22 protein-coding genes are annotated in these 21,728 nt (G+C 54.5%); 17 read left to right on the top strand and 5 right to left on the bottom strand.

Annotated elements, in window-relative coordinates; genetic code table 11:
- Positions 1 to 130: 130 nt before the first annotated feature.
- The 16 genes from CKV66_RS03285 (at position 131) to CKV66_RS03210 (ending at position 13,849) form a co-directional block, all read left to right on the top strand.
- Entirely contained in the window at positions 131 to 616 is a 486-nt protein-coding gene (locus CKV66_RS03285; RefSeq protein ID WP_085363388.1) for an MJ0042-type zinc finger domain-containing protein, read from the top strand.
- 1 nt (position 617) lies between these two features.
- Positions 618 to 1,931, top strand: a complete 1,314-nt coding sequence (gene argA, locus CKV66_RS03280) for an amino-acid N-acetyltransferase (protein WP_085363387.1) — start codon at positions 618 to 620, stop codon at positions 1,929 to 1,931.
- A 319-nt stretch (positions 1,932 to 2,250) separates the two neighbouring features.
- Entirely contained in the window at positions 2,251 to 3,558 is a 1,308-nt protein-coding gene (locus tag CKV66_RS03275; RefSeq protein ID WP_085363386.1) for a sensor histidine kinase, read from the top strand.
- A gap of 313 nt (positions 3,559 to 3,871) precedes the next feature.
- The gene (locus CKV66_RS03270) at positions 3,872 to 4,678 is read left to right on the top strand and encodes an ABC transporter ATP-binding protein (protein ID WP_085363385.1); all 807 of its coding nucleotides are present in this window, start codon (positions 3,872 to 3,874) and stop codon (positions 4,676 to 4,678) included.
- Positions 4,679 to 4,735: 57 nt separating this feature from the next.
- Positions 4,736 to 5,512: a lipid asymmetry maintenance ABC transporter permease subunit MlaE gene (gene mlaE / locus CKV66_RS03265; protein WP_085363443.1), complete on the top strand. Its 777-nt coding sequence runs from the start codon at positions 4,736 to 4,738 to the stop codon at positions 5,510 to 5,512.
- Positions 5,513 to 5,530: 18 nt separating this feature from the next.
- A complete protein-coding gene (gene mlaD, locus CKV66_RS03260) occupies positions 5,531 to 6,040 on the top strand; it encodes an outer membrane lipid asymmetry maintenance protein MlaD (RefSeq protein ID WP_085363384.1) in 510 nt (169 codons plus the stop codon).
- A 34-nt stretch (positions 6,041 to 6,074) separates the two neighbouring features.
- Positions 6,075 to 6,674: an MlaC/ttg2D family ABC transporter substrate-binding protein gene (locus tag CKV66_RS03255; RefSeq protein ID WP_085363383.1), complete on the top strand. Its 600-nt coding sequence runs from the start codon at positions 6,075 to 6,077 to the stop codon at positions 6,672 to 6,674.
- A 3-nt stretch (positions 6,675 to 6,677) separates the two neighbouring features.
- Positions 6,678 to 6,956: an STAS domain-containing protein gene (locus CKV66_RS03250; protein WP_085363382.1), complete on the top strand. Its 279-nt coding sequence runs from the start codon at positions 6,678 to 6,680 to the stop codon at positions 6,954 to 6,956.
- Positions 6,953 to 7,834 carry an MlaA family lipoprotein gene (locus CKV66_RS03245; protein ID WP_085363381.1) on the top strand — a complete coding sequence of 294 codons (882 nt, stop codon included), beginning with the start codon at positions 6,953 to 6,955 and terminating at the stop codon, positions 7,832 to 7,834. Before CKV66_RS03250 ends, CKV66_RS03245 begins: the two co-directional genes overlap by 4 nt.
- Before the next feature lie 345 nt (positions 7,835 to 8,179).
- A complete protein-coding gene (locus CKV66_RS03240; RefSeq protein ID WP_085363380.1) occupies positions 8,180 to 9,727 on the top strand; it encodes an AmpG family muropeptide MFS transporter in 1,548 nt (515 codons plus the stop codon).
- Positions 9,728 to 9,946: 219 nt separating this feature from the next.
- Entirely contained in the window at positions 9,947 to 10,519 is a 573-nt protein-coding gene (locus CKV66_RS03235) for a TMEM165/GDT1 family protein (RefSeq protein WP_085363379.1), read from the top strand.
- Positions 10,520 to 10,529: 10 nt separating this feature from the next.
- Complete coding sequence (locus CKV66_RS03230; protein WP_085363378.1) at positions 10,530 to 11,153, top strand: TIGR01621 family pseudouridine synthase; 624 nt, start codon at positions 10,530 to 10,532, stop codon at positions 11,151 to 11,153.
- 80 nt (positions 11,154 to 11,233) lie between these two features.
- Positions 11,234 to 11,851 (top strand): hypothetical protein, encoded by a 618-nt coding sequence (locus tag CKV66_RS03225; protein ID WP_085363377.1) that lies wholly within the window; start codon positions 11,234 to 11,236, stop codon positions 11,849 to 11,851.
- A gap of 126 nt (positions 11,852 to 11,977) precedes the next feature.
- A complete protein-coding gene (gene prmC, locus CKV66_RS03220) occupies positions 11,978 to 12,817 on the top strand; it encodes a peptide chain release factor N(5)-glutamine methyltransferase (RefSeq protein WP_085363376.1) in 840 nt (279 codons plus the stop codon).
- Positions 12,818 to 13,037: 220 nt separating this feature from the next.
- Entirely contained in the window at positions 13,038 to 13,313 is a 276-nt protein-coding gene (locus tag CKV66_RS03215) for a DUF805 domain-containing protein (protein WP_211276192.1), read from the top strand.
- 197 nt (positions 13,314 to 13,510) lie between these two features.
- Complete coding sequence (locus CKV66_RS03210; protein ID WP_169709793.1) at positions 13,511 to 13,849, top strand: PepSY domain-containing protein; 339 nt, start codon at positions 13,511 to 13,513, stop codon at positions 13,847 to 13,849.
- Between the two features lie 56 nt (positions 13,850 to 13,905).
- Here CKV66_RS03210 and CKV66_RS12790 read toward each other — a convergent pair whose 3' ends face one another.
- Positions 13,906 to 14,052 (bottom strand): lipoprotein signal peptidase, encoded by a 147-nt coding sequence (locus CKV66_RS12790; protein ID WP_095197831.1) that lies wholly within the window; start codon positions 14,050 to 14,052, stop codon positions 13,906 to 13,908.
- A gap of 71 nt (positions 14,053 to 14,123) precedes the next feature.
- Here CKV66_RS12790 and dnaE point away from each other — a divergent pair, with 71 nt between their 5' ends.
- On the top strand, positions 14,124 to 17,558 hold the full coding sequence (gene dnaE / locus CKV66_RS03200) for a DNA polymerase III subunit alpha (RefSeq protein ID WP_085363442.1): 3,435 nt from the start codon (positions 14,124 to 14,126) through the stop codon (positions 17,556 to 17,558).
- 443 nt (positions 17,559 to 18,001) lie between these two features.
- Here the strand turns inward: dnaE and CKV66_RS03195 are convergent, their stop codons facing one another.
- Genes CKV66_RS03195 through CKV66_RS03180 form a run of 4 tightly spaced genes read right to left on the bottom strand, consistent with a single transcriptional unit; the run spans position 18,002 to position 21,499 of the window.
- Positions 18,002 to 18,829, bottom strand: coding sequence for a metal ABC transporter permease (locus CKV66_RS03195; RefSeq protein ID WP_085363373.1), 828 nt, complete (start codon positions 18,827 to 18,829; stop codon positions 18,002 to 18,004).
- On the bottom strand, positions 18,822 to 19,685 hold the full coding sequence (locus tag CKV66_RS03190; protein WP_085363372.1) for a metal ABC transporter permease: 864 nt from the start codon (positions 19,683 to 19,685) through the stop codon (positions 18,822 to 18,824). The genes CKV66_RS03195 and CKV66_RS03190 overlap by 8 nt, the downstream gene beginning before the upstream one ends.
- A gap of 3 nt (positions 19,686 to 19,688) precedes the next feature.
- Entirely contained in the window at positions 19,689 to 20,618 is a 930-nt protein-coding gene (locus CKV66_RS03185; RefSeq protein ID WP_269457268.1) for an ATP-binding cassette domain-containing protein, read from the bottom strand.
- Positions 20,618 to 21,499: a metal ABC transporter substrate-binding protein gene (locus CKV66_RS03180; protein WP_085363371.1), complete on the bottom strand. Its 882-nt coding sequence runs from the start codon at positions 21,497 to 21,499 to the stop codon at positions 20,618 to 20,620. The genes CKV66_RS03185 and CKV66_RS03180 overlap by 1 nt, the downstream gene beginning before the upstream one ends.
- Positions 21,500 to 21,728: the final 229 nt, after the last annotated feature.

Below are 21,728 nucleotides of genomic sequence, written 5' to 3'. Positions count from 1 at the left end.
GGTAATAAAAACACACAAATCGCGCCGAACAGCCCCCAATCCCTACCGTCAGCCCCGGCTTACTTCCCATGCCGTCTGAAAAACCTTAAAATGCCCCATCCTTTAATAATAAACGTTCAATTACAACACTATGCCCGTCTGCGTCTGTCCTCACTGCAAAACCCGTTTGTGGGTTAAAGATACGCAACTGAATGTTGCGCAAGGTTTCGTGGTTTGCCGTAAATGCGAAGGCTTGTTTCAGGCCAAAAACCATATTGCCGAAACACCTAAAAACATCGACCCCAGCCTGCTGTTGAACGCCGTTACCGATACCAAACTCGTGCATTCCATCGGCCCGCAGGTGCGCACGCGCAAAACTTTGTCGAAAAATGAAATTGCCGACCTGCTCGACAATATGCTGGTGAGCGATGCCCGCAATTCCGCCAAAGCCGCTACCGCAGCCAAAATGAAAGGCCCCGCCCAGCCTGCGCCCGCCATGCCCGCGTCCGGCCCGATGCCCGTACACATGCCGCAGCAAGAGCCGAAAAAAGACGGCTTCAACTGGACGCTGGCCACATTGGTTGCGCTAACCGTATTGATCATGCAGCTTTTCTACCTAGTGTTGTTACTAAATTGAGATGACCACTTCCGTTGATTTCATCCGCGACTTCCGCGAAGCCGCCCCCTATATCCACTACCTGCGCGGCAAAACGCTGGTTGTGGGCATAGCGAGCGGCCTGATCGGCGGCGCTACGCTGCCCACGCTCGCCGCCGATTTAAACTTAATCGCCAGCTTGGGTGTGCGGTTGGTGGTGGTACACGGTTCGCGCACACAAATCAATGTCTTATCCGAAACAGCCGGTATCACGCCGCAATACCACAACGGCCGCCGCATCACCGACGACGCCATGCTGGTTTACGCCAAACAAGCCTGCGGCATGGTGCGCAGCGACATAGAAGCCGCCCTATCCTTCGGCCTTTCCCAAACCCCTTTGCGCGGCAAACCCCTCAACATCGCCGGCGGCAATTTTGTTTCCGCCCGCCCGCTCGGCGTGATCGACGGCATCGACATGGGCTACACCGGCGTCGTTCGCAAAATCAACACCGAAAGCATCTTGCGCAACCTCAACGAAGGCGCGCTGGTGCTCATCAGCCCGCTGGGGCATTCGCTTAGCGGCAAAACCTTCAACCTCAGCATGGGCGATATCGCCGAAAGTACGGCCATCGCCCTGCAAGCCGAAAAACTGATTTATCTGGTGGATCAAGAAGGTATATTGGACGCACAAGGCAATGTGTTATCCAACCTTTCCGCCCAAGAAGCCCGCAGTATGTTGGACAACGGCAGCATCCACCCCACCCAACACCGCCTGCTGCAATCCGCCGTTAATGCCGTCGAAAACGGCGTACAGCGCACCCAAATACTCAGCGGCCTCAGCAACGGCAGCCTGATTGCCGAGCTGTTCACCCGCCACGGCGTCGGCACTTCGCTGGCACGCAACGCCTTCATGAGCATACGCCAAGCCCAAAGCGGCGACATTCCCGACATCGCCGCACTCATCCGCCCGCTGGAGGAACAAGGCATCTTGCTGCACCGCAGCCGGGAATATCTCGAAAACCACATTGGCGAATTTTCCGTGCTGGAACACGACCGCCAAATTTACGGCTGCGTCGCGCTCAAAACCTTCTCCGACGGGCAATCCGGCGAACTGGCCTGCTTGGTCGTTTCCCCCGAAGCGCAAGACAGCGGCTACGGCGAACTGCTGCTCGAACACCTGCTCGCCCAAGCCCGCAGCCGCAACATCCGCAAGCTGTTCGCCCTCTCCACCCACACCGGCGAATGGTTTATCGAACGCGGTTTTCAGACGGCCTCTCCCGAAGACCTCCCCCCAGAACGCCGGCACGAATATCACGAAAGCAAACGCCAATCCAAAGTGTTTGTCTATCCGCTCTAACGATAACAGCACAGGCATAGGCTTAAGAGGCCGTCTGAAAATATCGGTCGGCGGCATCAGATTGCCTTGCCAAGCCAATCCGCCAATCACAACCGCTCCCAAACTTCCGCCATACCTAATGCATACCTAATCCGTACCTAATTTCCGCCGTGTATGCTTGCCGAATTTCACCCTACCCTTCGGCAGTGTATTTACTCCATTGATTAAGGCCGTCTGAAAAAATCCGCGTCTTGTGGCAAAATATGCTGTATAAACAGAAAACTGCACGGCTGTTAATTGAACGATTGCATGGCAATCCCACCGAGAAAATACATATATTATGTTCCGCCACCCATCTATTCAGGCACGCCTTTCCGTCTTTCTGACCCTGATTATCCTTGCCACCGCATTGATTTCAGGGGTCGTTACCTTCTACACCATGTTTGAAGAAGCGGAAGAGCTTCAAGACGACATGCTCAAGCAGGCCGCGCTGCTCACCAGAAAAGACGAGCTGCCGGAAGAAGCTGGCTACACCGACATCGACAACGACACCCGCATCTACATCCAGCCCGTTGACGACGAAAGCCGCTTCAATATTCCGTCCGACCCCGAAGAAGGCTTTTTCAACATCACCGACAAACAAAAGAAAAAGACCTACCGCGCCTACATCCACCGCTATGAAGACAACACGCTGGTAGCGTTTATCCAAGAAACAGAGTTCCGCGACGACGTAGCCTTCGACAGCGCGTGGTTTGCCGTACTGCCGCTGCTGACCTTGGTGCCGGTGGCCGTATTGCTGACCATGCTGATTATCCACCTGAGCCTGCGCCCGATTTCCCGGCTTTCCGAACAGGCCGAAAACCGTAAAGACAACGACTTTTCCCCGCTTTCCACCCACAAAATTCCGATGGAAATCTACGGCTTTACCGAAGCCATCAACCATCTGCTTCACCGCGTGGGCGAAAGCATCCGCCAGCAGCAGCGTTTTATCGCCGATGCCGCCCACGAACTGCGCTCGCCCATGACCGCACTTTCCTTGCAGGCCGAACGTTTGTCGGGAAAAGGGCTGCCGGAAGACACCGCCGCGCTGGTTGAAGACTTGCGCGAAGGCATAGGGCGCAACCGCCGTTTGCTGGAACAGCTGCTCTCAATGGCGCGGGCGCAGGCGCATGAAAACCAGCAGCCGGCACAAAACATCCATTTAGCCAAGTTCTGCCAAAAACTGATACAGGATTTATACCCCTTGGCCGAAGGCAAAAACATCGACTTGGGCGCCGACTGCGAAAGCGTCAATATTTGCGTGGACGAAACCGAAATCTACACGCTGCTGAAAACGCTGCTGGAAAACGCCATCCTCTACACGCCCGAAAACGGCCAAGTCGATCTGACTGCCAAAATCGAAAACGGCGGCCTGCGTTTGGAAGTGGAAGACAACGGCCCCGGCATCCCCCTCGAAGAACGCGAGCGTGTGTTCGACCCGTTTTACCGCGTATTGGGCAGCGGCACCGAGGGCAGCGGCTTGGGGCTGTCGATTGCCAAAACGATTGCCGAGCGCTACGGCGGCACCATTTCCCTGTCGGATTCAACCCGCTTCGAGCACGGCTTGAAAGTCAGCATTTGGCTTCCGCAAGAATGCACAAACGCTTAACATTTGCGGCTGCGCCCGTATCAAGCATCGGGAACAGCCGCATTGTCCAACTCAAGCGCATCCATAAAAGAGCTTGCTGCAATCGGAATCACCCGTTTTTCAGCCCGAATACCGTTTAAAACACTACAATGCCGTTCATCATTACTTGATTTAGCTTGTTGTATTTTTTGCCTTATTTTTATTTTATGATAAGCGGAATGATTTCAGTAATTTACATACAGTAGTGTATTTTTGCATGAAAAGACCGTCTGAAAAATTGCCCATGCCTACCTTAAGTTATTAAAATGCAAACCTTTCAACACATTTCACGCGCATGACCACCAGCCCCTTCATTGAAATGAAAAACGTGGCGTTTGCCTACGGCGACCGCCCGATTCTTCAAAACATCAACTTCACCATCCGACAAGGTAATTTTGCAGCCGTGATGGGCGGTTCGGGCAGCGGCAAAACCACGCTGATGCGCCTGATTACCGGCCAAATCCATCCGCAGCAAGGCCAAGTGCTGGTGGAAGGGCGCGACTTGGCCAAACTGAGCGCTTCGGAATTATACGAACACCGCCGCCGCATGGGCGTTTTGTTTCAGCACGGCGCGCTGTTTACCGACTTATCGGTGTTTGACAACGTCGCCTTCCCCATGCGCGAGCTGACCAAGCTGCCCGAAGCCGTTATCCGCGATTTGGTGATTTTGAAGCTGAACGCCGTCGGCCTGCGGGGCATTGAAAAGCTGATGCCGTCTGAACTTTCCGGCGGCATGGCACGGCGCGTAGCCTTAGCCAGAACCATCGCACTCGACCCCGAAATCATGATTTACGACGAGCCGTTTACCGGCCTGGACCCGATTTCGCTGGGCGTGATTGCCCACTTGATCAGCCGCGCCAACAAAGCGTTGCGCTCCACCAGCGTGATGGTAACGCACGACATCGAGCAGTCGTTGGCCATTGTGAACCAAGTGATTTTTCTGGCGCACGGCGAGATAGTGTTTTCCGGCAGCCCGGAAGAAATGCGCAGACTCGATTCGCCTTGGGTACAGCAATTTATCGGCGGACTACCCAACGGGCCGGTGCCGTTCCGCTATCCGGCACAAACCGATTTGCGCCAAGATTTTCTGGAGGCGCAATAAGTTTTCAGACGGCCTGTTGCAGCAGAGGCCGTCTGAAAAGATTAATGTAAAGAAATGATGAATTTTATCCAAACCATAGGGCGAAATACCCTTCACTTCATCCGCGCGCTCGGCAGCGTGTGTCTGTTTCTGATACAGATACTTGCCAAATCGGGCACAGCTTTAAGCCGCTTCCGCCTCAGCGTGCGGCAAATGTATTTTGCCGGCGTGCTGTCGGTGCTGATTATCGCCGTATCGGGCTTGTTTGTCGGCATGGTGCTGGGCTTGCAGGGCTATACGCAACTTTCCAAATTCAAATCTGCCGACGTGCTCGGCTTTATGGTGGCTGCCAGCCTGCTGCGCGAGTTGGGGCCTGTGTTGGCGGCCATTCTCTTTGCCAGCAGCGCAGGCGGCGCGATGACCAGTGAAATCGGCCTGATGAAAACCACCGAGCAGCTGGAAGCCATGAACGTGATGGCTGTGAACCCCGTTGCCCGCGTGATCGTACCGCGCTTTTGGGCAGGCGTGTTGTCGATGCCTTTACTGGCTTCGATTTTCAATGTGGCCGGCATTTACGGCGCGTATCTGATCGGCGTGCAATATCTGGGCTTGGACAGCGGCATTTTCTGGTCGCAAATGCAGAGCAATATTTCGCTGCAATACGATGTCATCAACGGCTTGATCAAATCCTGCGTCTTCGGCGTGGCCGTTACCCTGATTGCCGTGCATCAAGGCTTCCATTGCGTGCCGACGTCGGAAGGCATTTTGCGCGCCAGCACGCGCACCGTCGTGTCTTCCGCGCTGACCGTGCTCGCGGTCGATTTTATCCTGACCGCATTGATGTTTACCGAATAACACACAACGAGTAATACGATGAAAAAGAATGTTTTGGAATTTTGGGTAGGTTTATTTGTCTTACTGGGCGTCATCGCCGTCGGTTTCCTCGCGTTTCGCGTGGCAGGCGGCGCGGCGCTGGGCGGCGGCTCGGGGCAGACTTATACGGTTTACGCCGATTTCACCGACATTGGCGGCTTGAAAGTCAACGCACCGGTGAAAGCATCCGGCGTCTTGGTCGGTCGCGTTGGCGGCATCCGGCTGGATCCGAAAACCTATCAGGCAAAAGTCAGCTTGAATTTGAACACACAATACCAATTCAGCAGCGACGTATCGGCGCAGATTCTCACCTCCGGCCTGCTGGGCGAACAATATATCGGTTTGCAGCAAGGCGGCGATGAAGAGAATTTGGCGGCAGGCGACACCATTACCATTACCGGCTCGGCTATGGTGCTGGAAAACCTGATCGGTAAATTCATGACCAATTTTGCCGAGAAAAACTCAGGCGGTTCAAGCGCCTCGGAAGCCGCGAACACAGCGGCCGAATAATCCGTTTTATATTTAAACAGAAAGAAAAGAATCCATGAAAAAATCATCTTTATTCACAGCCTTGGGCATGGCCGTTTTGAGCATCAACTTGGCCGTTGCAGCCCCGGCCGACGCAGTTAACCAAGTGCGTAACAACGCCACCCAAGTATTGAGCATCCTTAAAAACGCCAACGGCGGAAACGATGCCGCCGTGCGCCGTCAGGCCGAAAACTATGCCCTGCCCTATTTCGATTTCCAACGCATGACCGCACTGGCCGTCGGCAACCCTTGGCGCGAAGCGACGGCAACGCAAAAACAGGCTTTGTCGAAAGAATTCCAAACCCTGCTGATCCGTACTTACTCCGGCACCATGCTGAAATTCAAAAACGCCAAAGTCGTGGTTAAAGACAATCCAGTGGTAAACCGCAGCGGCAAAGAAATCGTTGTCCGCGCAGAAGTCACCCCTCCGGGCGGCAAAACCGTCAATATGGACTTCACCACTTACCAAAACGGCAGCAAATACCGCGCTTATAACGTCGCTATCGAAGGCGCGAGCTTGGTTACCGTTTACCGCAACCAATTCGGCGAAACCATCAAGAGCAAAGGCATCGACGGCCTGATCGCCGAGCTGAAGTCTAAAAACGGCGGTCAATAAACCATGCAATCCGAAGTACGCGATGGTGTGCTGTATGTGAAAGGCGAAGTAACCGTGAAAACGATTACGCCTGCCAATTACGCCCGCTTCGAACAGCAATGCCGTCTGAACGAAACGCATACCGTCGATTTGTCGGAAGTGAGCCGTGCCGATTCGTCTTGCGTGTCGCTGCTGCTGACGGCATTGCGTTTGAAACCCTCGTCCGTTGCCTTGCGCGGCCTGCCCGATTCGGTCGCAGCATTGGCCGAGCTATATGAAATCAAAGAATGGGTCGCACCATGAGTAAAAAAAACCTGTGTTTGGCAGTCGCGGTCTTGGCCGTTGCACAGCCTGTATGGGCCGAACGCAATCCTGCCGATCCCTATGAGCCGTACAACCGCGTGATGTTCAAAATCAACGACACGGCCGACAAATATGTAATGACGCCGATTACCCGCGGCTACCGCGCCGTTACGCCGCGCCCGGTGCGTCAAGGCGTAACCAACTTTTTCGATAATCTGCGCGACGTCGTCAGCATGGGCAGCAACCTATTGCGGCTCGACATCAAACGCGCCAGCGAAGATTTGGTGCGCGTCGGCGTCAACACCACTTTCGGCTTGGGCGGCCTGATCAATGTTGCCGACGCCGGCGGCATTCCCAACAACAAAAACAATTTGGGCGACACTTTTGCCTCGTGGGGCTGGAAAAACAGCAATTATTTCGTTTACCCGCTTACCGGCCCTTCCACTCTGCGCGACAGCATAGGCTCCACCATCACTTACGCGTATCCGGTGAAAAATGCCATTTTTGAAACTACTGCTGGGCGCATCGGCTCTACAGTCGTCGGCGGCATCGACACCCGCGACCGCTATCTCGACCTGACCGACAGCCTGCAAGATGCCGCAATCGACAAATACGCCTATACCCGCGACATCTTCATGAGAATGCGCGCCAAGCAAACCGGCGCACGCTTGCCGCAAGGCAGCGATGACGACATCGATATCGACGAGCTGGTCGGCGAAGAATCAGGCGCACCCGAAACGCAGGAATATGTACCCGCAGAACCCGAAGCAGCCGTTACCGACATGCCCCGCAGCAGCTTGGATGTTCCCGAAGAACACACGGAAATACTGACTTTGTGGGAGCCGGAAAGCAGCATATTCGGTGCTTCTTATTATTAAGAGCTGTATTAAGCGATAACAGCTTGTTGATTGCCTACCATTGATAGATAAGCTTTCCACTCTTTGAGGCCGTCTGAAAATAGAAACTGCACCTTATCTTGCAATAAGGTGCGGTTTCCTTTATGAGCATATCCAAGCCAAAGACAAACAATGCTTTGTGCAATCCAGCCGCCAATATTATGCAACGCCCATCATCAAGCGCAAAGCTTTTGAGGCCGTCTGAACCGTTCAAAAGCCATAAACATTTGCTCTAAGCTTTCCAACATTTTCAGACGGCCTCAAGCCTTATTGCTACAATACGTTTTTATTTTTCCCAAACCGCCGTCATGCGGTTTTAAGGTATCTATGACGCAGACTTCATCCAAAAGCTGGCTGGCCGCGGCCGGCGCCTATATCGACCGTCGTGCGATCACGATGTTTTTTCTCGGCTTTTCCGCCGGTATGCCTTTATTGCTGATTTTTTCCAGTTTGTCGCTGTGGCTGCGTGAAGCAGGCGTGGAGCGTAACACGGTAACCATGTTCAGCTGGGCGGCTTTGGCCTATTCGTTTAAGTTTGTTTGGGCGCCGCTGATCGACTCGCTGCCGCTGCCGCTGCTGACGCGCGGTTTAGGCAAGCGGCGCGGCTGGCTGCTGTTGGCGCAACTGCTGATTATCGCCGCCATTTGTTGGATGGCGATGGTGAATCCGGTCGGCCCCGCGGCATTGACGGTAATGGCGGCGGCGGCAGTATTGCTCGGCTTTTCATCGGCCACACAAGACGTAGTGATCGATGCCTACCGAATCGAAGTAGCGGGCGACGATACGGCGATGCAGTCGGTAACGGCGGCAACCTACAACGCCGGCTACCGCTTGGGCATGATTGTGGCGGGCGCGGGTGCATTGTTTCTGGCCGCCAAACTCGGTTCGCACGAGCAGGCTTATCATTATGCGGCTTGGCAGCAAACGTATTTGATTATGGCAGCGGTCATGGGCGTGGGCGTGCTGACAACGCTGCTGATACGCGAGCCTGCGTCGTCTGCCTCGCACACGGCTTCGCGCCCCGCGTCTGATAATTTGCGCTTGGTGCTGCTGTTTGTGCTGTCGGTAACGGCTTTTGTGGCAGCGTTTTCGCAACTGGGCAAGGTGTTGCCTCAAGGCGGCGGCCCGCTCAGCAGCTTGGGTGTTGAAGGATTGCGATTGGTGCTTTCTACCATCGCTGCGCTTATCGTCGGCATGTTCACGGTGAAAAGCGGGCTGGTGCCGAAGCAGCTTGCCGTCGATACTTGGGTTCATCCCGTCACCGACTTCTTCCAACGCTACGGTAAATCGGCATTACTGCTGCTGGCCTTAATCGGCGTGTACCGCATTTCGGATATCGTGGCGGGCGTGATTTCCAACGTGTTTTATCAAGACATGGGTTTCAGCAAAGAAGAAATTGCCGCAGCGGTCAAAACTTTCGGGGTGTTGATGGCAGTCGTGGGCGGCTTCTTGGGCGGCTTCTTGGCACAAAAATTCGCGTTGATGAAAATGATGATGGCCGGTGCGGTGTTGGCCGCGCTGACCAACCTGATGTTTGTGGCGCTGGCGTACCGCGGGCACGATGTTGTATTTATGTATCTGGCGGTGGGCTTCGACAATCTGGCTGCGGGCTTGGCCGGCGCGGTGTTTGTAGCCTTTTTATCAGCCTTGACCGACATCCGTTTCACCGCGGTTCAGTATGCTATTTTCAGCTCGCTGATGACGCTGTTGCCGAAAACGCTGGGCGGCTACTCGGGCGCTATGGTCGATAATATCGGCTATCCGGGCTTCTTTACGCTGACTGCGCTGATGGGTGTGCCTGTGTTGCTGCTGGTTTATTTCGCGGAGAAAAAGTTGTTTCAGCATCGGCATGAAAACCATGATAAGGCCGTCTGAAAACATCTGAAAGAAGATGCGGAGCAACCACACTGCTCCGCATCTTTTGTTTTGCATAAATATCGAATTGTATTCGCTGTCGAACCGCCCTATAATCGCGAATTTTTGGCGCGCCCGCTTTCGTATGGCATATCGGATGCTCTACGCAAGCTCTGAAAGAAGCCGCCGCCTTCACTTGTTTCGACCAAGCCCGCACGGTTTGAGTATCTGATTGAATTTATGGAAGCTTTCGTTTCATCTGTATTCAGCATCGCGTTCACCGAAATCGGCGACAAAACGCAGCTGCTGGCTTTGTTTCTCGCAACCCGCTTTTCCCAAAAAAACGCCATCGTGGCGGGCATGTTTGTGGCAACTCTGCTGAACCACCTTTTTTCCGCAGTAATCGGCGTCGGGCTGGCACAAACAGTTTCTCCCGATGCTTTGAAATGGGCGGTCAGCCTCAGTTTTATTGCGGTGGGCGCGTGGCTGCTGCTGCCCGGCCGGCAAAACGATTTAGACTGCCGTTGGCTCAAATACGGTGCGTTCGGCGCGACCACAATTTTGTTTTTCATCGCGGAAATCGGTGACAAAACACAAGTCGCTACCATGCTGATGGCCGCCAAATATCAGGAAATGTTTTGGGTGATCACCGGCAGTGTAATCGGGCTGCTGCTGGCCAATGTACCGGTGGTCTATTTAGGGGAAACCTTAATCAAACGCCTGCCCGCCCAAACCGTGCGCATCGGCGCCTGCGTATTGTTCTGCGCGCTCGGCGTATTTACCTTGCTCGGCAGCGGCATTGCTTTAAAGTAGGTTATCGCCCATGTTTCCCGTGTTGCTGCGCCATGCCGATTTTGTGGCGATTAACAAACCGGCCGACGTATCGGTTCATCAAGACCAAGATTCAGACGGCCTCACGCAACAACTGGCCGCCCAACTCTGTGTGTCGCGCGTATGGCTGGTACACCGTTTGGACAAGCCCACCAGCGGCGTGTTGCTGCTGGCCTTAAATGAAACCGCTGCTTCCGTGTTGGCGCAGCAGTTCGCCGAACGCACCATGCAAAAAACCTATATTGCCTTAAGCGACCGCAAACCGCTGAAAAAACAGGGCTGGATCAAAGGCGGCATGGAAAAATCGCGGCGCGGCACATGGAAGCTCACACGCTCGAACGAACACACCGCAGTGACGGAATTTAAAAGCAGTAGCGCCATGCCGGGCATCAGACTGTTTGAACTGCATCCGCATACCGGCCGCACGCATCAGCTCCGCGTTGCCCTCAAAAGCATCGGCAGCCCGATTTTGGGCGATACCCTCTACGGCGGCACACCTGCCGACCGTCTGTTTCTCCACGCCCTCAACTTGAGTTTCGACTATCATGGCGAACACTTCGACATCACCGCACCCGCCGATGCCGCGTGGCAGCCGTATCTTTCAGACGGCCTGTGAAGTCCGTTTCATTCTCAAACCTACATTTACATACATTATAGGTATAATTCCCACCTAATTTTCTGTTCCGCACACCATCAATGAAAGCATTTGTTTACAGCGCACTGTTTACCCTCGGCCTCGCCGCCCTGCCCGCGCATGCCGTTACCTACATCTGCAAAGACGGCGGCAAAGCCGTGTTTTCCTCCGAGAAAATCAACAGCAGCTGCAACCCTTCCAAAATGGACGGCAGCAATATCACCGTGATTGAAGATATCGAAGAACAGCCCGCCCCGTCCGCCGCCTCGCCCACCGTGAAAAAAGATGCCGGAGAAATCGAAAAAATTTGGACGAGCGAAAAACCCGGTCCCTACGACGACATTAAAATCGACCCCAACGCGCCGGTTACTTCCGTAACCAACACCGCCAACTCGGCGATGGAAATCAAACTGCGCAACCAGAAATCCGGCAAAGGTGCGCGTCGCGCGCCGGTGATCGTCGTACCCAAAGTTACCACCGCGCCCGCGCAGCAGCAGATGTCGCGCTATCAGATTCTGCAAAACGAAATCCGTACCGAGCAAACCGCGCTCACGCGCACGCAGGCACAATTGGCCGTTGCCCGCAAAAAAGGCGACCAAGCCAAAATCGCCCGTTTGGAACGCGACGTGCGCGACCGTGAAGCCAGCATCCGCGCCATGAAAGCCGAGATGAAACGCTAAACCGCGCCACAGCTTCGATAGCTTTGCACCCGCCGATAGAGGCCGTCTGAAACTTCCTTTTCAGACGGCCTCAATCAATTTCTTTATAATGCAAACCTTTCCTTTCCAAACATGAGGCCGTCTGAAATGCTGCAAACCATCACCGAGTGGCTAAACCGCTGCCCCCTGCCCAAACTCGAAGCGCGGATGCTGCTACAACACAGCACCGGCCTCACCCGCGCCCAACTGATTACCCGCGGCGGCGATGAATTAGACGAACCCACCCTGCAAACACTCAACACCCTCGCCCGGCGTCGCATCGAAGGCGAACCGATGGCCTATATTTTGGGCGAACGCGAATTTTACGGGCGCATGTTTCATGTCAACCCCGGCGTATTAATCCCCCGCCCCGAAACCGAACACTTGGTCGAAGCCGTGCTGCAACATCTGCCGCCGCAAGGCAAAGTATGGGATTTAGGCACGGGCAGCGGCGCCATTGCCGTTACCGTCGCACTCGAACGACCCGACGCCGTCGTGCGCGCATCCGACATCAGCCCGCAAGCCCTCGACACCGCCCGGCTCAACGCCCAACGTCTCGGCGCCGCCATCGAATGGGTTTCAGGCTCGTGGTTTGAAGCGGGCAGGCCGTCTGAACACCATACTTACGACATCATCGTGTCCAACCCGCCCTACATTGAAGCCGGAGACGAACATCTGAGCCAAGGCGATTTGCGTTTCGAACCGCAAACCGCGCTCACCGATTTTTCAGACGGCCTCAGCTGCATCCGCGTACTCGTCAGCGAATCGCCCCTGTATCTCAAGCAAGGCGGCATGTTGATGGTGGAACACGGCTACAATCAAGGCGCCGCCGTCAGGGCATTGTTTGAACAGGGCGGTTTCAAAGACGTCGAAACCCTTAACGACTTGGCAGGTTTAAACCGGCTTACCGTGGGCAGATTCGGCCAAAATCATACCCAATATTCATAAATGGCTGTATTTACTGAACAAAATAACGTTAAATTGTGAATAAAAATTTATTTTTTGCTGCCGACTTTGTTATCATTATTCCGCATTGCACCGGCCTTAAACGGCCGTTTCATGTCAAAAAAATCTTAATAACATAGGAATGTAATGATGAATTGGTATGTAGAAGTATTAAAGAAATACGCTGTTTTTTAACGGTCGCGCCCACCGTCAGGAATTTTGGATGTTTACTTTGTTCCACATCATCGCCTGTATTATCTGCTCAATTATAGATAGTTTGGCAGGCATCGGTCTGATTAGCTTGCTTTATTCGCTGGCCGTCTTTCTCCCCTGCTTGGGCGTCAGCATACGCCGCCTGCACGACATCGGCCGCAGCGGCTGGTGGCTGTTGCTCAGCTTTATTCCCGTAATCGGCTGGATTCTGTTGATCTACTGGGCCTGCCTCGACAGCCAACCCGGCACCAACCAATACGGCCCTAATCCCAAAGGCGTGGCTTAATCCCGCTCGGTAACATGAAGGCCGTCTGAAAACACATCGCACCGAAACACGGCAACTTTCCCCGCCGTATCCGTGCAAACCGTTTTCAGACGGCCTGAGACTTTTATACTTCCTAATTCTCTACTAACTGTCTGCTTTTAATATGTACCTCATCATAGAGTTTTAACTCATTTCACTCAGCGATGAGGAGGATAATTATGTACACCACACGCAAAATTCTGAACGCCGTTGCTTTATTCATTGCCATAGGCGTTGTAGCCGCCGTTTTTCTCGGCATCTTTTCATTAGGCTTTTTCTCTCCCGTTTCCGGCAAAGAAGCCGCAGCCGCAGCCGTGGCGCAAACCGGCGGCTACGCCAAAGAAGTGGATTTTGAATACAACTACCACACCGGCGGCCATTATGAAGTAGAAGTGCTGGCCAACGGCTTGAAACACAAAGTCATCGTGGATGCCGACGACGGCAAAGTCTTAGGCGTTCACACCAAAGGCCACAAAAAGTACCACCATCACAGCAATGATATGCCGCTGCAAATGTAAGCCCGCATAGGCAGTGCAATACCCTAAAGGCCGTCTGAAAAACCGTTTGCCGTTTTTCAGACGGCCTGAGACTTTTGCAAAACCCTCAGATGTGGATGTAGTTCAAGGCGTAGCAGCACAGCGAGTGCAGACATATCATATGGATAGGCAAACGAGCAAGCAGCGCACAACGCAGAAATGCGCCGCAGATGGGGGTTTTGCAAAGGTCTCGGCCTAATTCTTGCCCCAAACCCTGCTACAATACGCCTTTATTTCCGCCGCACATTTTCCCGCCATGACCGATCCCATCTACATCCCCCTGCGTCTGCACACCGAATTTTCGATTACCGACGGCACGGTACGCATCAAAGATGCCGTGAAAAAAGCCGTTTCAGACGGCCTGCCCGCACTGGGCATAAGCGACCTGATGAATACTTTCGGCTTGGTAAAATTCTACAAAGCCTGCCGCGGCGCAGGCATCAAACCGGTGGCGGCGGCGGACGTGTGGATCGAAAACCCCGCTGCGCCCGACAAACCTTTCCGCGCCATGTTGATTGTAAAAAACGACAGCGGCTACCTGCGCCTGAGCGAACTGCTCACCGCCGCCTATGTGGGCAAAGACCGCAACGTCGATCATGCCGAACTGCGGCAGGCGTGGCTGGCCGAAGGCGACAACAGTGGCCTGATTTGCTTATCGGGTGCGCATTACGGCGAAGTGGGTGTCAACCTGATCAACGGTCACCCCGACGCAGCCAAAGCGGCGGCGCAGAAATACGCGGCGTGGTTTCCCAATGCGTTTTACCTCGAACTGCAACGCCTGCCCGAACGCCCGCAATGGGAAACTTCGGTATCCGGCAGCTTGGAAATCGCCGCGGAATTGGATTTGCCCGTAGTCGCCACCCATCCGACCCAGTTTCTCAACCAAGAAGACTTCAGCGCCCACGAAGCGCGGGTGTGCATTGCCGGCGGCTGGGTACTGGCCGACAAAAAACGCCCGCACGAATTCACGCCGAGCCAATATTTCGCCTCGCCGGAGCAGATGGCGGAGCGTTTCGCCGATCTGCCCGAAGCGTTGCAAAACACGGTGGAAATCGCCAAACGCTGTAATCTCACGCTCACGCTGGGCAAAAACTTTTTGCCGCTGTTCCCCACGCCCGATGGCATGTCGCTCGACGACTACCTGACCCAACTTTCCAACGAAGGTTTGCAAGAGCGCATGGTGCAGCTTTACCCCGACGAAGCGGAACGCGCCGAAAAAATGCCCGAATATCAGGCACGCTTGGATTTTGAATTGGGCATCATCATCCAAATGGGCTTTCCGGGCTACTTCCTCATCGTACAAGACTTCATCAACTGGGCGAAAAACAACGGCTGCCCGGTGGGGCCGGGGCGCGGTTCGGGTGCAGGCTCGCTGGTGGCCTATGCGCTGAAAATCACCGACCTCGACCCGTTGAAATACGCGCTGCTGTTCGAGCGGTTCTTAAACCCCGAGCGCGTTTCCATGCCCGACTTCGATATCGACTTCTGCCAAAGCAACCGCGGCCGCGTGATTGAATATGTGCGCGAAAAATACGGTGCCGATGCCGTGAGCCAAATCGTTACCTTCGGCACCATGTCGTCCAAAGCCGTCATCCGCGACGTGGGCCGTGTGTTGGAATTGCCGTTCGGCCTGTGCGACCGCTTGTCGAAACTGATTCCGCTCGAAGCCAACCGCCCCGTGAGCCTTGAAAAAGCGATGGAAATGGAGCCGGAAATCCGCCAGCTGATCGAAGAAGAAGGCGCGGAAGAGTTGATGACGCTGGCGCAAAAGCTGGAAGACCTCACCCGCGGCCTCGGCATGCACGCAGGCGGCGTGTTGATTGCGCCGGGCAAAATTTCCGACTTCAGCCCCGTGTATCAGGCCGACGAATCAGCCTCGCCCGTGTCGATGTACGACAAAGGCGACGTGGAAGACGTGGGCTTGGTGAAGTTCGACTTCTTGGGCTTGCGCAACCTTACCATTATCGAAATGGCGCAGGAAAACATTAAAAACACCGTCGGTGAAGAAATCGACGTGAACACCATTCCGCTCGACGACCAAGCCGCCTACAAAATTTTCCGCGATGCCAACACCACCGCCGTTTTCCAGTTTGAATCGACCGGCATGAAAAAAATGCTGAAAACGGCGCACACCACCAAGTTTGAAGAGTTGATTGCCTTCGTATCGCTTTACCGCCCCGGCCCGATGGACAACATTCCCGATTTCGTCGCCCGCATGAAGGGGCAGGCGTTTGAATACATCCATCCGCTGCTGGAGCCGGTGTTGGAGCCGACTTACGGCATCATGGTTTACCAAGAACAGGTGATGCAGGCCGCGCAGGTGATCGGCGGCTACTCGCTCGGCGGTGCGGACTTGCTGCGCCGCGCCATGGGTAAGAAAAAACCCGAAGAAATGGTGAAACACCGCGAAATTTTCGCCAAAGGCGCGGAAGAAAAAGCCATTTCCCGCAAAAAAGCCGATGAAATTTTCGACTACATGGAAAAATTCGCCGGCTACGGCTTCAACAAATCGCACGCCGCCGCCTACGCGCTGATTTCCTACCAAACCGCCTGGCTGAAAGCGCATTATCCCGCCGAATTCATGGCCGCAACCATGTCGAGCGAGTTGGACAACACCGACCAGCTCAAACACTTCTACGACGACGCGCGCGCCAACGGCATCGAATTTCTGCCGCCCGACATCAACGAATCGGATTACCTGTTTACCCCCAACAACCGCAAACAAATCCGCTATGCCCTCGGCGCCATCAAAGGCACCGGCGAAGGTGCGGTAGCCTCCATCATGGAAGCACGCAAACAGGGCGGCAAATTCACCGGGCTGCTCGATTTCTGCGAACGCGTCGGCAAAGAACACATGAACCGCCGCACCCTCGAAGCCCTGATACGCGGCGGCGCGTTCGACAGCATCGAGCCCAACCGCGCCATGCTGCTCGCCAACATCGACCTGGCCATGAACAACGCCGACCAAAAAGCCGCCAATGCCAATCAGGGCGGGCTGTTCGACATGATGGAAGATGCCATCGCCGCCATCGAACTGCAAGCCGCACCCGCATGGAGCGAATCGGAAAAGCTCGCCGAAGAAAAAACCGTTATCGGCTTCTACCTATCCGGCCACCCCTTCGGCCCCTACGCTCAAGAAGTGCGCCAAATCGCCCCCACCCGCCTAAGCCGTCTGAAACCGCAAGACAACGTGCGCGTGGCCGGCTTCACCACCGCCGTGCGCACCATGATGGGCAAACGCGGCAAAATCGCCTTCGCCACGCTCGAAGACCAAAGCGACCAAGTAGAAGTGATGATTACCGGCCCCGTGCTGGAAGAAAGCGCAGGCCGTCTGAAAGCCGACCAAGTGCTGATTATGGAATGCAAAGTCAGCCGCGACGACTACACCGGCGGCGACACCCTGCGTATCGTTGCCAACCAAGTGATGGCGCTGCAAACCGCCCGCGAACGCTACGCCCGCAGCCTGAGCCTGAGCCTGAAACCCGAACACGACATCCCCGCTTTGGCACAACTGCTGAACACCCACCGCCGCCCCGATACCGGCCATATCCCCATCAGCCTTTCCTACGCCAACGCCGCTGCCTGCGGCGATTTGAAGATTCCGCCCAAATGGACGGTAACGCCGAGCGCGGAACTTTTCGACAAGCTGGAAACCTTGTTGGGGGGACGCTCCGTGCGGGTGAATTGGTAAGGTTTGCGGAAACATGGGAAAGGCCGTCTGAAAAACTGTTTGTGGTAATAAAACGGTTTTTCAGACGGCCTTTTATTGACGGCAGCCCCGTAGGGCGGGCATCCCTGCCCGCCTCTCTCCCAAACAATGTCTAACGGCGGGCAAGGATGCCCGCCCTACGCAGGCCATCTGAAAACTTGTCGGCAAGCCTTTCAGACGGCCTCTGCTCTTGTATTCAAAATTATTTGGATTCCGCGCGGGTTCGTGAAAGCAAATGATGTTCCGCTCTATTTCAAACCAAACCGTTTCACATCAACCCACCAAACCGTAGGGCGGCCATCCCTGCCCGCCTTTCCTCCCAACAATGCCTAACGGCGGGCAAGGATGCCCGCCCTACTTACTAAGGCCGTCTGAAAAACATTTTTCAGATGGCCTCTTCCCATTCACTTCATTCTGCTAAACAGCTATAAACTCTCCCGCAATTTGGAATACCCCAACGCACACAAAAACAGCGCCGCCTGTAACAAAATAATCACCGGCCCTGTGGCGGCATCCAAATGGTAGCTCAGTATCGTGCCGGCCAAACCGGTGATAACGGAGCACGCCACCACGATAACCATCATGCGGTCGAAACGGCGGGTCAGCAGGGAGGCGGTGATGCCCGGCGAAATCAGCATGGCGATGACCAGCACCACGCCCGCCACCTGTATCGCGCTGATGATGGTCAGCGCCAGCAGAATCAGCAGTCCGTAGTGGAGAACGCGGGGCGGCAAGCCGACGATGCGCGCTTGTACGGGGTCGAAGCAATACAGCATCAAATCCCTTTTTTTCAGCATCACCACCGCAAAAACAAGGGTGCAGATAATCAGCGTGCGGATCAGCTCTTCATAGCTCACGCCGAGAATGTTGCCGAACAAAATATGCGTGAGGTGTTGGTCGGTTTCCACTTTGGTAAACAGCACCAAGCCGAAAGCAAACATGCCCGAAAACACGATGCCCATCACCGTATCTTCTTTCAGACGGCTGTTGTTTTTCAGATAGCCCACACCCACGGCGCAGGCCAGTCCGGAAACGAATGCGCCTGCCACCAAAGGGATGCCGGTTACAAAAGCAACGATGATGCCGGGCAATACGGCATGGGAAATGGCATCGCCCATCAGCGACCAGCCTTTCAGCACCAGATAGCACGATAAGATGCCGCACACCACCGACACAATCAGCGCGGTCAGCAGCGCGTATTGCATAAACGGAAAACTCAGCGGTTCGACAAACCAGTTGATGATGTCAGCCATGGCCGGTTTCTCCTTGCAGCGCCGCAGTTTGTTTCTGTTTCAACAAGCCGTATTTGGGCGCGAAGATAAAGGCCAGCAGAAACAGCGCCGTTTGCAGGCAGACGATGATGCCGCCGGTGGCTCCGTCGAGAAAATAGCTGGCATACGCGCCGATGCCGCCGGTCAAAAAGCCCAACGCTACGGCAATACCTACGAGCTTGCTGAATTTGTCGGTAAGCAGATAGGCGGTGGCACCCGGCGTAATCACCATAGCGATCACCAGCACCGCACCCACGGTTTGCAGCGCCGCCACCACGCAGGCGCTGAGCAGGGTGAAAAACAGGATTTTATAGCGCAGCGGCGACAAACCCACGGCAACGGCCTGTGTTTCGTCGAAAAACACCAGCAGCAGGTTTTTCCAAAACAGCAATAAAAAGGCCAAGCACACCGCCATGATGATGCCGACTTGAACCACGTCTTCATCGGCAATGCCCAAGATATTGCCCAACACGATTTCCTGCACGTTGACGGCGGTGGGGTTGATGGAAACGATAAACAGGCCGAGTGCGAAAAACGTGGTGAAAATAAAGCCGATAATGGCATCTTCCTTCAATTTGCTCACCGCTTTGATCCACAAAATCGCCAACGCCGCCAAGATGCCCGAAATGAAAGCACCCACCGAATAAGGCAGTGAAAGCGAATAGGTAATGGCCACACCGGGCACCACCGAATGCGACAAAGCATCGCCGATTAACGACCAGCCTTTGAGCATCAGATAAGCCGACAAAAACGCACATATCCCGCCCACGGCGGCGCTGATGACCACGGCTTTAACCATATACTCGTAAGCGAGCGGCTCCAGTAACACATCCAGCATGGTTCAGCCCTCTTTGCCGTTTTCCGTCGGCGTTTGCTCTGTTTCTTCGTCGCGACTGCCGGCATATTTCGCCGCCGACGCGGGCGGGTCGATTTTGGTTTTGCCGTAGAACACGGCCGGACGTTCGTCGTCGGTCAATACCGTTACGGCGCGTTTGTCTTCATCGTCGTGCAAATCGCTGCCGGCGAGTTGGAAGTGGCGCAACACGCCGCCGAAAGCATCTTCGAGGTTATGCTGGTTGAACGTCGATTCGGTCGCGCCCGCCGCCAACACGGTGCGGTTGATCATTACCACGCGGTCGCAAAAGTCGGGCACAACACCCAGATTGTGTGTGGAGACCAAAATCAGACGGCCTTCCGCGCGCAACTGGCCGAGAAGATCCATAATCATGTTTTCGGTTTTCACGTCCACGCCTGTAAACGGCTCGTCCAGCAGAATCACCTTGCTGTCTTGCGCCAACGCGCGGGCGAGAAAGACGCGTTTTTTCTGGCCGCCGGAAAGTTCGCCGATTTGCCGTTCGGCAAGATGGGCGATGTCGACGCGCTCCATGGCCGTCTGAACCTGCTGCTTATCCGTTTTACTCGGAATGCGCAGCATATTCATGTAGCCGTAGCGCCCCTGCATCACCACATCGTAAACCGAAACAGGAAACTGCCAATCCACTTCTTCACTCTGCGGCACATAAGACACGAGATTGCTTTGCAGCGCCTTGGTGATGGGCAGCCCGCACAAGCGGATATCGCCTTTGCGCGGCTTGAGCAAACCCATCAGGCTTTTGAACAAAGTGGATTTGCCGCTGCCGTTCACGCCCACCAGCGCACAGGTCATGCCGCCTTGCAAATCCAGCGAAAAATCATAAATGGCCGTGTGGCCGTTGTTGTAGCGCACGGTAACATCGTTAACGTGAATCGAAGCAGCGTTGGAAAGCATCATTATTTTCCGAATCCTTTGACAATTGTTGATACCGTCGTATTCAGCAGGTCGGCATAAGTCGGCACCGGGCCGTTTTTGGCGGAAAGCGAATCCACATACAATACGCCGCCGTATTTGGCACCGGTTTCCTTAGCCACCTGCTGCATCGGCTTGGGCGAAATGGTGCTCTCGCTGAACACCACCGGAATTTTGTTTTTGCGCACCACCTCGATTACTTTGCGCACCTGTTGCGGCGTGCCTTGTTGTTCGGCATTAATCGGCCACAGGTAAACTTCTTTGAAGCCGTAGTCTTTCGCCAGATAGCTGAACGCGCCTTCGCTGCTCACCAAGAAACGCTGGTTTTGCGGCACCTGCATCAATTTGGCACGCAAAGGCTTGTCGAGCTGTTTGATTTTGCTGCTGTATGCCGCCGCATTTTTGGCATATACCGCCGCATTTTTCGGGTCGTGTTTTGCCAAAGCGTTTTTGATGTTTTCGATATAAACCAAAGCATTGCTGGTTGACATCCAAGCATGGGGATTGGGCATACCTTTGTACGGCCCTTCGTGAATCGACATCGGCGTGATGCCTTTGGTCACCACCACCGCAGGTTTGTTTTTCACATTTTGGAAAAAGCGCTCGAACCAGCGTTCCAGATTCATGCCGTTCCACAGCACCAAATCGGCCGACTGCGCTTTGGCAATATCCTGCGGTGTGGGTTGGTAATCGTGAATTTCCGCTCCCGGCTTGGTAATCGATTCCACCGTTGCCGCATCGCCGGCCACGTTTTGGGCGATGTCCTGAATCACGGTAAAAGTGGTAACCACTTTCAATTTCGCATAAGCGGGTGAGGCTGCCAAAACGGTTAACAACAAACATGTTGCGGTAGCTAAACGGCGCATGATGATTCTCCTGATGATAGCTATAAATAGAATAATGAAGCGGCAGATGGATAAAACGTATCTGCCGGTTGGCTTATAATATCAATAATGAGAACTATTTTCAATAATGGTATAAAATCTACGGATAACTGTTAGAAAAACAGCCGTCAAACCATGCAACCGCAAGCCGCACAAGCAAACTGCTAAACCGTTATACCCCATACAGAAAACGGCAGACAGGGTTATAATC

Source organism: Neisseria zoodegmatis (assembly GCF_900187305.1).
Lineage (GTDB): Bacteria > Pseudomonadota > Gammaproteobacteria > Burkholderiales > Neisseriaceae > Neisseria > Neisseria zoodegmatis.
The sequence above is the reverse complement of the archived record's forward strand: the minus strand, read 5'-3'. Positions and strand labels throughout refer to the sequence as shown.